The sequence below is a fragment of the Dendrosporobacter sp. 1207_IL3150 genome (assembly GCF_036763085.1).
In the GTDB taxonomy this organism is placed as follows: Bacteria; Bacillota; Negativicutes; order DSM-1736; family Dendrosporobacteraceae; genus JBAIYU01.
On sequence record NZ_JBAIYU010000030.1, the window covers coordinates 1 to 14,051 of the forward strand.

12 protein-coding genes are annotated in these 14,051 nt (G+C 38.2%); 10 read left to right on the forward strand and 2 right to left on the reverse strand.

The features are described from left to right. Positions 1-674: 674 nt before the first annotated feature. From V6C17_RS13240 to V6C17_RS13255, 4 genes are all read left to right on the forward strand, one after another. Complete coding sequence (locus tag V6C17_RS13240) at positions 675-1,721, forward strand: mechanosensitive ion channel family protein (protein ID WP_333523042.1); 1,047 nt, start codon at positions 675-677, stop codon at positions 1,719-1,721. A 75-nt stretch (positions 1,722-1,796) separates the two neighbouring features. Next, positions 1,797-3,404: a gamma-glutamyltransferase family protein gene (locus V6C17_RS13245; protein ID WP_333523043.1), complete on the forward strand. Its 1,608-nt coding sequence runs from the start codon at positions 1,797-1,799 to the stop codon at positions 3,402-3,404. A gap of 143 nt (positions 3,405-3,547) precedes the next feature. Then, complete coding sequence (locus V6C17_RS13250) at positions 3,548-4,555, forward strand: FAD:protein FMN transferase (RefSeq protein ID WP_333523044.1); 1,008 nt, start codon at positions 3,548-3,550, stop codon at positions 4,553-4,555. A gap of 13 nt (positions 4,556-4,568) precedes the next feature. Then, entirely contained in the window at positions 4,569-5,195 is a 627-nt protein-coding gene (locus V6C17_RS13255; RefSeq protein WP_333523045.1) for an NUDIX hydrolase, read from the forward strand. A 54-nt stretch (positions 5,196-5,249) separates the two neighbouring features. Here V6C17_RS13255 and V6C17_RS13260 read toward each other — a convergent pair whose 3' ends face one another. Further along, a complete protein-coding gene (locus V6C17_RS13260; protein ID WP_333523046.1) occupies positions 5,250-5,525 on the reverse strand; it encodes a hypothetical protein in 276 nt (91 codons plus the stop codon). A 356-nt stretch (positions 5,526-5,881) separates the two neighbouring features. Between V6C17_RS13260 and V6C17_RS13265 the strand changes: the two genes are divergently transcribed. From V6C17_RS13265 to V6C17_RS13275, 3 genes are all read left to right on the forward strand, one after another. After that, positions 5,882-7,168 carry a sensor histidine kinase gene (locus V6C17_RS13265; protein WP_333523047.1) on the forward strand — a complete coding sequence of 429 codons (1,287 nt, stop codon included), beginning with the start codon at positions 5,882-5,884 and terminating at the stop codon, positions 7,166-7,168. 34 nt (positions 7,169-7,202) lie between these two features. After that, a complete protein-coding gene (locus V6C17_RS13270) occupies positions 7,203-8,063 on the forward strand; it encodes a response regulator (protein WP_333523048.1) in 861 nt (286 codons plus the stop codon). 250 nt (positions 8,064-8,313) lie between these two features. Further along, positions 8,314-9,564, forward strand: a complete 1,251-nt coding sequence (locus V6C17_RS13275) for a dicarboxylate/amino acid:cation symporter (RefSeq protein WP_333523049.1) — start codon at positions 8,314-8,316, stop codon at positions 9,562-9,564. Between the two features lie 100 nt (positions 9,565-9,664). On the opposite strand, the gene V6C17_RS13280 is transcribed toward V6C17_RS13275, so the two are convergent. Then, positions 9,665-10,768: an HD-GYP domain-containing protein gene (locus V6C17_RS13280; protein WP_333523050.1), complete on the reverse strand. Its 1,104-nt coding sequence runs from the start codon at positions 10,766-10,768 to the stop codon at positions 9,665-9,667. Between the two features lie 278 nt (positions 10,769-11,046). Here V6C17_RS13280 and V6C17_RS13285 point away from each other — a divergent pair, with 278 nt between their 5' ends. From V6C17_RS13285 to V6C17_RS13295, 3 genes are all read left to right on the forward strand, one after another. Continuing rightward, positions 11,047-12,141 (forward strand): glycosyl hydrolase family 18 protein, encoded by a 1,095-nt coding sequence (locus V6C17_RS13285; protein ID WP_333523051.1) that lies wholly within the window; start codon positions 11,047-11,049, stop codon positions 12,139-12,141. A 133-nt stretch (positions 12,142-12,274) separates the two neighbouring features. Continuing rightward, on the forward strand, positions 12,275-12,481 hold the full coding sequence (gene copZ, locus V6C17_RS13290) for a copper chaperone CopZ (protein WP_333523052.1): 207 nt from the start codon (positions 12,275-12,277) through the stop codon (positions 12,479-12,481). A 115-nt stretch (positions 12,482-12,596) separates the two neighbouring features. Beyond that, positions 12,597-13,988, forward strand: coding sequence for an LCP family protein (locus tag V6C17_RS13295; protein WP_333523053.1), 1,392 nt, complete (start codon positions 12,597-12,599; stop codon positions 13,986-13,988). Positions 13,989-14,051 lie beyond the last annotated feature (63 nt).

The window sequence follows — 14,051 nt, forward strand, 5'->3', positions numbered from 1 at the left end:
GGGAGGATAGAAAGCTGCTGATTAAAAAAGCACTTACCATCACGGTAAGTGCTTTTTGCTATGTTAAGACCTGGGTTCCACCTGTTCCCATACCTCGTTTCCTATGAAACCAGCTAAGCAGAATAAGTATGTTCGATAATTATAGGTTATCTTAACAGCATCGTCGTCGACTATGAGACTATCCAAGTGAAATATAACTATCTCCTTTGTAGAAACTAACTAAGTCAGCATCGTAACAGTGTTAAGGTCACGTAGATTATACATGTTTATATTATAAAGCTACTTAAGCAGAACGTTATACGTCGAAAGTACTTGGCTGGCGAAGGCCCCGGATGGGTCAAGTGTCGGGAGCGCCATGGAAGGCTCGGCGAGCGACCGATGGTCCCGGATGGACCAAGTACATATCGTGCCATGGATGGCATAGCGATATGTGAAACGGCCTGGGAGGATAGAAAGCTGCTGATTAGAAAAGCACTTACCATTGGTAAGTGCTTTTTGTTTTAGGATTATTGGTTGTTCATAAATAAAGTAGACTTATCTAAATTGATAAGTCTACTTTATTTGCATAGAAACAGCTTTAAATGATTTTCATCGCTAAGGCTAAGAATAGTGTATTCGGGAAAAATAAAGGAGTATATCAAATTATATTTCATAATTTTGTAAGGAGGCATTTAATGATAGAATCTCTGCTGATATCTCAATTAGGAACAGCATTAACGATTGTTGGCGGTGCTGTTTTGATCGGATACTTAATTGAGAGATTCTTACTTACTAAGTTAAAGAAATACGCTGAATCTACGCATTGGGAATGTGATGATATTATTGTTTGTGCGCTTCGGGGGCGATTGATTAGATGGATGCTTTTTGGCGGGTTATATAGCGCTTTAATAGCAATACCGCTTCCTTACGGAATTACTGGGTATTCAAAAAATATATTAATTGTATTATTTGTATTATCTGCTACTGCCGCAGCATCTGATATAGCTGTCGGAATAATAAATATTTATGCTAAAAAAAGCCGCAGAGCATTTCCGTCTACCTCTATTTTTACAAATCTGACAATAAGTTTGCTTTTCATTATTGGCGCTATAATAATTATGCAGTCGCTAGGTATTTCGATTACTCCAATACTAACAGCATTAGGCGTTGGTGGTCTCGCAGTAGCATTAGCCTTGCAGGATACCTTATCAAACTTTTTTGCTGGTCTTCACATATTGTTTTCTCGGCCAATAAGACCAAGTGATTACGTAAGGCTAGATACTGGTGAGGAAGGATATGTTGTTGATATTACGTGGCGTAATACATCTATTAAGGATCTAACAGAAAATATGATCATTGTTCCAAATTCAAAAATGGCAGCGGCAAAAGTAACAAACTTTGCCCTTCCATCTAAAACTGTTATTATTCTCGTACCTATAGGAGTTAGTTATGAGAGTGATCTTGATAAGGTAGAAGAGATTACGGCAGCGGTGGCGAAGGAAGTAATGGTGGAAGTCTCTGGTGGGGTCTCCGACTATGAACCTGTAGTTAGATTTTATAAGTTTGGAGAATTTAGTGTATTATTCAATGTTGTGATGTGTGTACAAGAATTTGCTGCTCAATTTCTTGTAAAACATGAGTTTGTGAAACGTCTTCATAAAAGGTTTCAGGATGAAGGTATTGAGGTGGCCTATCCTGCGCAAACAGTTTATTTAAAAAACGAAAAAAATATTATTGATTAGTTTTAGTTTCCAAATATAGGATTTTAGTTATGTGACGTAGAAGGATAAAGATATCAATTATTGGGGGGGTTAGATATGGATTACGACTCACTAAAATACCCATATCCTTCTCAGCGAAATGTTATTTATGCCGAAAATGGTATGGTAGCTACGTCACAGCCATTGGCAGCTCAGGCAGGCTTGGACATTTTAAAAAGTGGCGGCAATGCAATTGATGCAGCAGTTGCAATGGCTGCATGTCTAACGGTCGTAGAGCCTACGTCTAATGGTATAGGCGGAGATGCGTTCGCCTTAGTATGGACAAACGGAAAGCTGCATGGCTTAAATGCTAGCGGATATGCACCAAAGAATCTTTTGGTTGAGGCTATAACCGCAAAGGGATTTTTAGAAATTCCTCAGTTTGGATGGTTTCCCGTTACAGTTCCAGGCGGCCCAGCTGCCTGGGCAGAATTGGCATCTCGTTTTGGCAAATTACCCTTGAAGGACTCAATGCGGCCTGCAATAGAATACGCTTTCAATGGTTACCCAGTTTCACCTACTACTGCGAAGTGCTGGAAAGATGCAGTAATCAACTATAAATGCTCTTTAACAGACCCGATATTTGAACCATGGTTTAATACCTTTTGCATAGCTGGTGAGGCACCAAAACCTGGACAGATCTGGCGCTCGGTCGATATGGCCAAATCGCTGCAGATTATTGCTGAAACAAATGCTGAGGGATTATATATAGGAGAACTAGCTGAGCGAATTGATCAGTTCTCACGGCAGACTGGAGGCTATCTTCGAGGAGATGATCTAGCAGCTTACAAACCAGAGTGGGTTGAGCCGATCAGTGTAAACTATAGAGGGTATGATATTTGGGAGATACCACCAAATGGACATGGTTTAGTAGCACTGTTAGCTTTAAATATACTAGAAGGCTTTAAATTTGAGAATAGAGATTGCCCTGAGACATATCATAAGCAGATTGAAGCAATGAAATTGGCATTTGCTGATGGGCAGAAGTATATAACTGACAGTAGCAAAATGACTATTAAGCTAGAGGATATTCTGTCAAAAGCTTATGCTTATGAAAGGAGTGCATTAATAGGAAAAGAGGCTAATATTCCCCAGCCTGGAAAGCCTGAGAGCGGGGGAACAGTATACTTAGCTGCAGCCGATAATTATGGCAATATGGTATCTTATATTCAAAGTAACTATATGGGTTTCGGGTCAGGTATTGTTGTACCTGGTACAGGAATTAGTCTCCATAATCGCGGAAAAAACTTTTCACTTGATATGCAGCATGTCAATTGTTTAGAATCAGGCAAAAAACCATATCATACTATAATCCCAGGATTTATTACCAAAAATAATAAGGCCATAGGTCCATTTGGCGTGATGGGTGCATTTATGCAGCCTCAAGGTCATGTACAGATGGTTATGAATTCGATCGACTTTCATTTGAATCCGCAAGCAGCACTGGATGCGCCTCGTTGGCAATGGATATCTGGAAAGACGATCGAAATTGAGAAAGGTACATCTGAGAAAATTATTGATGGCTTAAGAAAGGCCGGACACCATGTACGGATAGTATCTGAGCCTAGTGGCTTTGGCAGGGGACAAATAATCTGGCGTGATAATTACGGTATTTTTTCTGGAGGTACTGAACCAAGAACTGACGGAACAATAGCATGTTGGTAGGATGAATGTGGCACCAATAATTGGTGCCATTTTTTATTTACACGGATTAAACAGATGCTTAAACAGTAATAAATTACCAAGATAATGTATATTTAATAAAAAAAGAAAAAAACAGAGCAAAATTAGGATAATATGGAGGGCTTATGCGGCATTTAGCGAATAATAGCTACATAGTAATAATGATTTTTGTTACTATTATAGTAACAGGGTGTTTTTCACAAAAGCAGTATAAGGAAACTCGTTTTATGATGGATACTATAGTAGAGGTAACGGCATATGGTCCCAACTCGGAACAAGCCGTTAAAGCTGCTTTTAATGAATTTCAGCGGATTCATGATTTAGCGAACAGCTTCGATGAAGAAAGTACAATTTCAAATATTAATAAAAGCGCAGGCATAAAGCCTGTCAATGCTGATCCTGAAATTATTTATATGATAAAACGTGCCAATAGTATGTCTGATAAGCTAGATGGAGTATTTGATGTGACCATTGGTTCGTTAAGTCACCTTTGGGGCATAGGTAAAAAAGGCGAATATGTACCCGCTCTTGGAGAAGTGTCAGCTATTCTGCAAAAGGTAAATTATCAGTTGATAGAGATTAATGAAACTCAAAACTCTGTTTTTCTACCTAAAAGTGGTATGATGCTTGACCTTGGAGGAATAGCGAAAGGTTATGCTGTTGACAAGGCGCTGGAGATATTAAAGCAGAATGGAATAACCTCAGCATTAATTAACGCTGGCGGTGATGTAAGAGTAATTGGCAAAAAGCCGGACGGACAGCCATGGCGTATTGGGGTGCAGCATCCAAGAAATAGCGAGGGAATTAGTGCGAAGCTGGCTCTAACAGAATGGGATACTATGGAGACCTCTGGTGATTATCAACGATATTTAATAAAAGATGGTGTTCGTTATTCACATATTCTAGACCCGAGAACAGGGTATCAACCTAGGCAGTTAGCTAGTGTCACAATAGTAAATAATAATTCTGGCGATGGTGATATACTTAGTACAGCAGTGTTTATTTTAGGAGCTGAGCGTGGCATAGAGTTACTTAAACAGTTTCCAGGAAATGAAGCAATTATAGTTACTGCCGAAGGAAAGACTATTGTGACACCTGGGCTAGAAGGAAGAGTCGAACTATCAGTAAACTAACCAAGGAGAAGATATGAGTAAGCAACTATTGAGCAGAATAAAAAGGGTATTGTCCAATGAAAAAAGAGAGATTAAAACAGTCGGTATGGGTTTTTTCCGTGCAGCTGTTTTGATCCCTTTAATTATAGAAAAAGATAAAGAATCGATATTGTTTGAGGTTAGAGCAAGTGAAATGGCGTGGCAGCCTGGCGAAATTTGCTTCCCCGGTGGGAAGGTCGAGCCTAGAGATGCGAATGAAAAAGAGGCTGCAATCCGTGAGACTGTTGAAGAACTTGGTATAAATGCTAAAAACATTGAAGTTATAGGTGAAATGGGAGAAGTAGTTAGTCCAATAGGCGTTATTCTTAAGCCATATATCGGTATAATCGAAGTGACTGACTATAAACTTAGTAAAAAAGAAGTTGCGCAGGTGTTTAAAGTCCCTCTTGCAATGCTATTAGATATGAAGCCAATCAAAGCACATATGGAAATGGGTAATCGCCCATTAGATGACTTTCCGTTTGAATTGGTTCCGCATTATAACGATGAATGGAAAAGACGCCGCACCTATGAAGTGCTTTTTTATAAGTTCGAAGATAGGGTAATTTGGGGACTTACGGCACAGGTATTAAGTGATTTTATTGATATTTGCCGTAATTAAGAAATTTAAATAGAACCCGTTGCTCTCTAAATAGAGGCAACGGGTTCTTCTGTACTATACGCCTGCGTATTGTATGCGCCAAACAGTTCCATGGACTAAGTGATTATAAATTTCCGTTATCGTTTCGTAAATTGCCGAACGCTTTATTGTTCGCTTCTTAGTAAGCTGTGAGAATTTAAACCAGCGTCCTTCGCGTGTAAGCTGATACACGCTGTTGTTTATTTCCAGCATAATCGTCTTGGTGGGTGAGTTTAAGATCGCGTCCTCGATTAATTTAACAGATGGACCATCAAGTGGTGGAGTTTGAATAAAGTCTTTAGTGTCGTTCATATAACGCGCCCCCCTTTAGTACTAGAAATCTGTCTTAACCCGAAATAAATATATTCTGCTTCTAAGTAAGTGATGACAGTGGTTATACCAATGTCTATAGCAATAATTATATACTGGTAGACAAAAAAATGCTCTCATTAAAGAGTTTAAAATAAAGCGATTATATCAGATTTGCGATTATAAATGCGAATCTGCTCAATCAGACGTAATATTTCGAATATTTGTCCAATAGTAATATCGAAATGGAACTATTAGCTGTTGTATAAGTTATTTTTTCGACATATAATATAAGATATGTTATAAATCTAAGCAATGCCTCGGGGTTTCCCGAGGCATTATATTCGCAGGTGGACGAAGTGTTACGACAATGGTACTATCAAAATAAACTTATAATAAATTCCGTGTTTCTTGTAACTCTTACCGGAATGGTTTTTTTATACCCGTTCTATCAGAGTCATTTTCGGGTTACTCTTGGTGTGCCGGTTTTGGCTGCACTGTTAATGTATTTCCCAAAGCTACCGATAATAAAAACTGCTGTTTTAAGCGGAATTGCCATTTTTGCTGGTCGAAGCGCAATATTTCTTTTTCTAGGTACAAGTGAATTTTTCGATGCTGTTTACCACAATCTACCAGCAATTGTGTATTACTTAGTTTTTGGAATATGTTTCACTGTTTTTAATATTAGGGGATTTTTGCAGCAAGTACCTGTTTTGATTTTATTATTGAGTACTACAGACATTATAAGTAATTGTATAGAACTATTAATACGTTCCGAGCCAGTTCCTAAAAATATTGAAACTATGTTAGTTACGATCGCTACAATTGCAGTAATACGTTCAGGTATAGCAATTTTGGGGTATTACGCACTTAAGCAGTATCGAGACTTTGCGTTAGCTGAGGACAGGCTGTCGCGCTACGCTGAGTTAACTGTAATGATAGCGCAACTCAAATCGGAATTATATTACTTACAAAAATCTTCACAAGATATAGAAAATGTTATGGCTCAAAGCTATTCACTCTATCAGGAATTAAGCCGTAACCACGATAAAAAAAATAAAGAGAAGGCAAGACAAGCCTTAACTGTAGCTCGTGAAATTCATGAAGTAAAAAAGGACTATTACCGTGTATCTAAAGGAATTGAAAAAGTATTAGAGCCGTCTGCAATTGAAAATGGGATGCGCTTATCTGAAATATTTTTTATTATCGAGCAAAATGCACGGCGTAGTTTACGTGATGCTACTAAGCAGCTAAATTTACATATGAGCCTTGAAAATGACTTTTTGACAGACAAGCATTATACTATTGTTTCGATTTTAAATAATCTAATTATTAATGCAATAGAAGCTTGTGATAATGACTGTAATATAGCGGTAACTCAAGAGAAGATAGGAAATGATATTAAGTTTACAGTCAGTGATAATGGACATGGGATCAAAGAGCAGGATTATGAATTAATTTTTGAGCCCGGCTATTCTACGAAATACTGCCCTCATACAGGCCAAATGTCTACCGGATTAGGATTATCGCATGTGAAAAATTTGGTGAATTATCTTGATGGAAAGGTAAATATTAGAGCTAATCAGGGGAAAGGGACTCAATTTATAATAATGTTACCCCTTGATAGTATTGTAATTAAGATTTAATAAAGCAGAGTATTGAAAAAAGGATGGATGTTAGTTGTCACTTCAGTTTATCGTAGTAGATGATGATATAAGTGTTAGGAAGATTATTCAAAATATAGTTGAACAAGCTGAGCTAGGGAAAGTTGTTGCGGACTGTGATAATGGTCTGACGGCGGAAAAAACGATATTAGAGCTTAAACCGGATATAGTACTTGTTGATTTGTTAATGCCAGGGCAAGATGGGGTAACTCTTATTAAGAAGCTTCATGATAAGACGTCAGCCTCATTTATAATGATTTCCGAAAGCAATAATCAGAAAATGATAACCCAAGCCTATGAAAATGGTATTGAGTTTTTTATACATAAGCCAGTAAATGTTATAGAAATAGTGGCGGTTGTTAATAGGGTGCAGGAAAGCCGCAGACTAAAACAAATTATATCAATGATTTCGCAAACAACGGCTCAGTACTCAGGTCAATCAGTACCCTCTGGTCAAGGCTTCGAAATTAGTAAAAAACCTAAAATATATAAAGCATTTTCAGATATGGGGATTATTGGGGAATCGGGAGCAAAAAATATATACCAAATGGCACAAATTATCGATAAGTTAGTACATAGTCCAGAGGAAAACTATCAACTACACGAAGTTTATCAGCAACTATCATCTGTAATAAATATTGATGTCAAAACTATAGAACAGCGAGTGCGTCGATCGATAACTAAAGCACTGCAAAACTTAGCTAACTTGGGTGTAGATGATTACCATAATGAAAAGTTTCAGCTATATAGTACAGCCTTGTTTGATTTTAAAGAAGTGCGCCAGGAAATGAATTTTATTCATGGCAAAAGTCAGTATCATGGAAAAATAAATGTCAAGAAGTTTATTGAAGGCTTGCTCTTTTTAGCCGAAGAGTAACTTTTTTTGAAAAACCCGCTGATCAGGCGGGTTTTTATTTTAGCAAGAAGAGGGTGAGCTTCCTATTATAGACAAGTTATTATGTTTTATTAGAAATATTGAGAAATTTTAGTAACTGGTACAATGTATACAAAGCAACATTGCGTATTATTATGTAGTTTTTTATACTTTGGCTAGTATATTTACCTAGTATTAGTATTCTGTTTGCTCGAAACGAGCGTTTTAATATTATATAAGGAGGTATATAAAAATGGCAACTGAGAAAAAAGGTATTGGAATTTCAACACAAATTTTTATTGGTCTAATTTTAGGTATTGCTTTTGGTTATGTTTTTCCACAGTACGGAGTTGCATTGAAGCCGGTAGGCGATATGTTTATCCGTATGATCAAAATGATTGTAGTACCATTGGTATTCAGTTCATTGATCATGGGTATTGCTGGAACGGGTGACTTTAAAAAGTTAGGTAGATTGGGTGTAAAATCAATTATTTGGTTCGAGATCGCAACTACTTTAGCTTTATTCGTTGGTCTTGCAGTAGTAAATATTCTTAAGCCTGGTGTAGGCGTTAACGTAGTAGCTGCTGATGCAAGCAGCGTAGCTACTGCAGCCAAAAAGTCCATTGATATGATGCAAATGGTTGTAAATATCGTTCCAACAAACGTTGTTGATGCTGCCGCTCGCGGTGACATGCTTCAAATTATCCTGTTCTCAACTTTCTTTGGTGTAGCTGCTGCTGCTATGGGTCCTGTTGGTAAGCCGGTAGTTGACCTTTCCAAGAGTGTTGCGGAAATAATGTTCAAAGTAACTTGGTATGTAATGAAACTAGCTCCTATCGGCGTTTTTGCATTAATCGCCTTTACTGTTGGTAAATTCGGTTTGGGTATGCTCATCCCATTGGCTAAACTGATTGGTTCCTTGTATTTCGCTCTTGTTCTATTTATCGCGCTGTTGCTTTTAGGTGCAACTGCAGTCTTCCGCATTAACTTCTTCCATCTATTCAGAGCGATTAAAGAGCCTGTAATGATCGCGTTCTCCACTGCAGCAAGTGAAGCTGCTCTTCCAATTGCTATGGAAAAACTTGAGAAGTTCGGTGTACCTAAGCATATCGTAACTTTCGTATTGCCTACAGGTTACACTTTTAACTTAGATGGTTCTACTCTCTATAGTGCACTTGCGGTTGTATTCATTGCCCAAGTGTATGGTGTTCCATTCGACTTATCTCAGCAGTTAATCATGGTATTAACACTAATGCTTTCAACTAAAGGTATTGCCGCAGTACCAGGTGCTTCACTAATTGTTATTGCAGGTACAGCTGCAGCATTCGGGTTGCCTGTTGAAGGTATCGCGATAATCCTTGGTGTTGACCGTATTCTTGATATGGCACGTACTGCTTGTAACGTTATTGGTAACTGTGTAGCAGCGGTTGTAGTAGCACGTTGGGAAGGCGAACTTCCAGACGCCACATTACAACAAGCTTATACTCAAAACTACGAAGCATAAATATTAGATTTAAACCTGGAGGTTATAACCTCCAGGTTTTTTGTTTTGTGAGGAAAAAAAATAAAAGCTTTTGGCAACAGATTTACTTTGCCAAAAGCTTTTATTTTTTGTAACAGCTGCATAAAGTTAATACTTCTGATTCATCAAGTACTTTGTAGACGAATTTATTTGAGCAATGTTCAAGCTCAATGATTTCGCCATTGTGAATACTTGCTTTATTGCGATCAGCGATAAGTTTAACGGCTGGCTTAAATGGCAGCCCTTCCGGGACTGAAATTACAACCCCGAAGTCACCAGTACTTAACTGGACGGTAGAACCAACTGGATAAACTGCAATATGATAGATAAAGCTTTTTAGTATATCGCTATCAAAATGCGTACCAGCAGATTTGAGAAGAATATCATAAGCCTGATGTGGCAGCATTGCTTTACGATATGGACGATCAGATGTAAGCGCATCATAAACATCGGCTATTGCAACAATCCTTGCGTACTCATGAATATCGTAAGATGCCAAACCACGAGGATAACCGCTCCCATCAAACTTTTCTTGATGCTGATAAGCGACGTGCATAGGTACAACTGACATGTCAGCACATGATTTACGCAGCAGCTCGAAGCCGACTTCTGAGTGGCTTTGCATAACAGTTAGTTCATCGCCATCAAGTTTCCCAGGCTTGTTCAGGACATCTAGTGGAATTACCGTCTTACCTATATCATGCAGCAATGCACCAAGTGCCAATTCTTCAATTCTAGTCTGGCTATAGCCTCTAGTAACAGCGATCATTGTCGCTAATGCACATACATTTACAGAGTGGGCAAAAGTATAGTCATCGTATAGTCGTATATCTGTTAAATGAATCATCGCGCTGCGGTTTTTAATAATCTCAGCAACAATTGATTTAACTACAGGCTGTACTGCTTCTACATCAACCTTGTGTGATAAGCGCACATTTTCAAATGCTTTTTGAATATTTTTGACTGCTTGTACTCTAGTTTGTTCGCATAATAATTCGGGGATCTCAATATCGGGAAAGTTTTCAGCTTTGATATAGATTGAAGGAATATCAAGCTGATGTAACCTTCTGATATAAGCGGCAGTCAAAGCAACACCTGCACAAAGTAAAAGTTGACCGTCTGCACTATAAATATTTTTGGCTACAATCATGCCGGGTCGTAGATTATTCGTTGAAATTCGCTGCATTACTGGTTCCTCTTCTGTGATCAAATATATGTTAACTCAAATTCAAACACTGATTTACTTTTTGATTCTGTATTTCAAACAGATATTACTATAGGATTACGGGCTAGCGAAGAAGGTCGGCTCCTGTCGATTTTCTACCCAGGATATTATTCGGCAGATAATGGCCAAAACCTGCCGAATATTTGTAGTTTATGAAGCAAAATTACATATTTTCTATAGACACGATGATTGAATAATAAAGTTTGGCGTGACAATACTAAAATAAAATAATGGAAGAGGTGACAAAGTTGCGTAATAGTAAAATACTAACTATTGCAATATTGGTAATATTTATTGCAAGCATAGCATGGCTAGCAGGCTGCAGTAAGAGCCCGGCTCCCAAGCCGTCATTACCAGGACCTAATGACTATCAAAATAACAATGCTGTGCCAATGCCTCCTCGATTGGTAATCGGATACTATGAGAATCCTTGGCCAGGAACACCTGATCAATCGGGGTCGTTTCCTAGTATGAAAACTTTTGCGAAGAGCATGTCAGCGGTTGGACCTTTCTGGTATAAGGCAACTAAAGATGGGACGTTAGAAGCAAAGGATAGTCAGTTAGTTTATGATACAGCACGAAGTCTTGGCTTGAAAATGTATCCTTTGATAACGAACAAAACTGGCTCGACTGATGAAGTGCTAGGTAATCCGGCCATAAGAACCAAGGTAATTGATAATATTGTAAAACTTACCCAGGAGAAGAACTATGATGGAGTGAATATTGATTTTGAGCTGCTCCCGCCCAACCATCGTGACAATCTTACAGCATTTATGGCTGAACTTTATCCTAAAATAAAAGCCATAAATAAAACGGTTATTATATCAGTATTTCCAAGAGTAGATGTTGCAGAAGATGTATCTGGGGCATATGATTATCCTAAATTAGCTCCAAACACAGATTTTCTTCAAATAATGACTTATGATAAACATTGGTCTACTTCGAAGCCGGGAGCTATTGCTCCAGTTGATTGGTATGAAAAGAACATCAAGTATGCTATTGAACAAGCTGGCGGCCCACATAAAGTCATAATTGGAATAAGTGCGTATGGATACGATTGGCCGAAAAAAGGGGCTGGTGAAACGGTAACCTACACATCGGCTATTGTAAAGGCTGAGCAAAAGGGTGTTAAAATACAATACGACGAAGTGACACAGGCACCTAACTATAAATATGATGATCATGAAGTATGGTTCGAAAATGCAAAGAGTACAGCCGCAAAACTTGATATAGTCGCTAAATATAATCCAGCTGGTATTGCTATTTGGCGTATTGGACAAGAACAGCCGGAAGTATGGGCTGAGATTGATAAACGTTTCCCAAAAGGGCAATAAGAAAATGTTAAAAGACTTGATCAGCTCAAGTCTTTTAACATTGGTAACAGGAATTTTTGTAATATACTGCGAATTAAAGAGAGTGTTATTTTAAAATCTAGCCAGTTAGGTGGCAACAGGAGGCTTGTTTTATATGGAAAAGCAAATCCTAAAAGTAGAAGGTATGAGCTGCGGACATTGCAAAAATGCAGTTGAAAAAGCAGTAGGATCTCTACCGGGTGTTGCAGCTGCAGAGGTAGATCTTGCCGCAAAGCAGTTAACTGTGGAATTTGATTCTTCTAAACTTAGCCTAAATCAGATTAAGGAAGCAGTTGAAGAGCAAGGGTTTGATGTTGTCTAGTAACTTGACGAAAAGTGTAGTATTTTGTTATACTATTACAAGCCCCCGATATGGGGGTTTGTTTATTATTTAGCTTATATTTAATGTGAAAGATATAAAAGAAAGAGGTGCAATTATGAGTCGTCTAGAAAAGCGCCTTTCTCAGCAAAAGCATATTCAGACCAAGCGAATTCTTTTTATTTTAGCAGCGCTTTTTGTATTTTTAGTTGCAACCAGTTCCTCATACTATTGGTTCAGCACGAATTTTTCTGACCGCACTAAACGGACTGCGGGTCTAATGACAGCTCAAAATAAGATGAATATTATGGTTCTTGGTGTAGATGAAAGATCGGACGATGTTGGTCGATCAGATACATTATTTGTAGTAACAGTTGATACAAACACTAAGGAAGTAGCTATGCTGTCAATACCGCGTGATACGCGTGTAAAGATTCCAGGCCACGGCTACGATAAGATAAACCATGCTTATTCTCAGGGTGGTCATAAGCTTTCTCAAGAAGCTGTGGAAGGTTTATTAGGTATACCAATTGACCATTACATCAAGATTAACTTCAGCGCCTTTAATAAAATAGTAGATGCCGTAGGCGGCGTTGAAATTGACGTAGAAAAAAGGATGTATTACGAAGATCCATACGACGGCACTGATGGGTTAGTTATAGATTTGAAACCCGGTCTTCAGCAAATGGATGGTAATACTGCAATAAAATACGTTCGCTATCGTGATGAAGAAGGCGATATTGGACGTGTCCAACGCCAGCAAAAATTTATTAAAGCATTAATGAAAGAGGTTGCCAGCCCTACTGTAATTCCTCGAATTCCCGCAATTATCCAGCGAGTAAGTGCAGCTATTGAGACAGATATGTCGACAACTGATATGCTGAGTATGGCCAAAATCCTAAATGATGCTTACAAGAACGGTTTAAAGACGGACATGGTTCCAGGAAAGCCAGCTTTTATAAATGAGGTTAGTTATTGGCTTCCAGATGTCATAGCGCTTAGGCAGCATCTTGCCCAAACACTTGGTGTAACGATGGAAGAAAAATATGTTGTAACCACTAAGCAAGAGGCAACAGATTATGAAACATCGATCCCCAAAGAAATGAAAATTGTAGAAGTACCTAAAGTCGTAAAGACTGAAGATAGTACTAAACAGGCTGTAGACAAGAATAAAAGTGTAGAAAAGCCTACAGCTCCAACTCAGCCTAATATTAATAAGCCAAACACTGCGAAAATTAAGGTAGAAATTCTGAATGCCAGTGGTTCTGACGATGCTGGTGCAGAAATGGCTGCTATTTTAAAAAAACAAGGGTTTGAAGTAGTTGGAGTTTCAAGTCTTACTGCAGCATATAAAAATACGGTGGTTATATCAAATACTACTAATAGTGGTGTCATTAACAAATTGACTGGTCTTCCTTTCTCTTATTCTTTACAAGTAACTAAAGATGAGAGCAAAGGTGCGCAGGCTACAGTCGTAATTGGTAAAGATTACGCGACAAAAAAACAATAACAAGCTAAAATCCGGTAGGCAAATATTGCCTGCCGGATTTTTCTTTTCTAGATATAAACGTAT

What these genes read in the sequence shown, in the direction of transcription:
- V6C17_RS13240 (WP_333523042.1), top strand. Translation starts at nt 675, where the DNA reads ATGATAGAATCTCTGCTGATATCTCAATTAGGAACAGCATTAACGATT.
- V6C17_RS13245 (WP_333523043.1), top strand. Translation starts at nt 1,797, where the DNA reads ATGGATTACGACTCACTAAAATACCCATATCCTTCTCAGCGAAATGTT.
- V6C17_RS13250 (WP_333523044.1), top strand. Translation starts at nt 3,548, where the DNA reads ATGCGGCATTTAGCGAATAATAGCTACATAGTAATAATGATTTTTGTT.
- V6C17_RS13255 (WP_333523045.1), top strand. Translation starts at nt 4,569, where the DNA reads ATGAGTAAGCAACTATTGAGCAGAATAAAAAGGGTATTGTCCAATGAA.
- V6C17_RS13260 (WP_333523046.1), bottom strand. Translation starts at nt 5,525, where the DNA reads ATGAACGACACTAAAGACTTTATTCAAACTCCACCACTTGATGGTCCA.
- V6C17_RS13275 (WP_333523049.1), top strand. Translation starts at nt 8,314, where the DNA reads ATGGCAACTGAGAAAAAAGGTATTGGAATTTCAACACAAATTTTTATT.
- V6C17_RS13280 (WP_333523050.1), bottom strand. Translation starts at nt 10,768, where the DNA reads ATGCAGCGAATTTCAACGAATAATCTACGACCCGGCATGATTGTAGCC.
- copZ (WP_333523052.1), top strand. Translation starts at nt 12,275, where the DNA reads ATGGAAAAGCAAATCCTAAAAGTAGAAGGTATGAGCTGCGGACATTGC.
- V6C17_RS13295 (WP_333523053.1), top strand. Translation starts at nt 12,597, where the DNA reads ATGAGTCGTCTAGAAAAGCGCCTTTCTCAGCAAAAGCATATTCAGACC.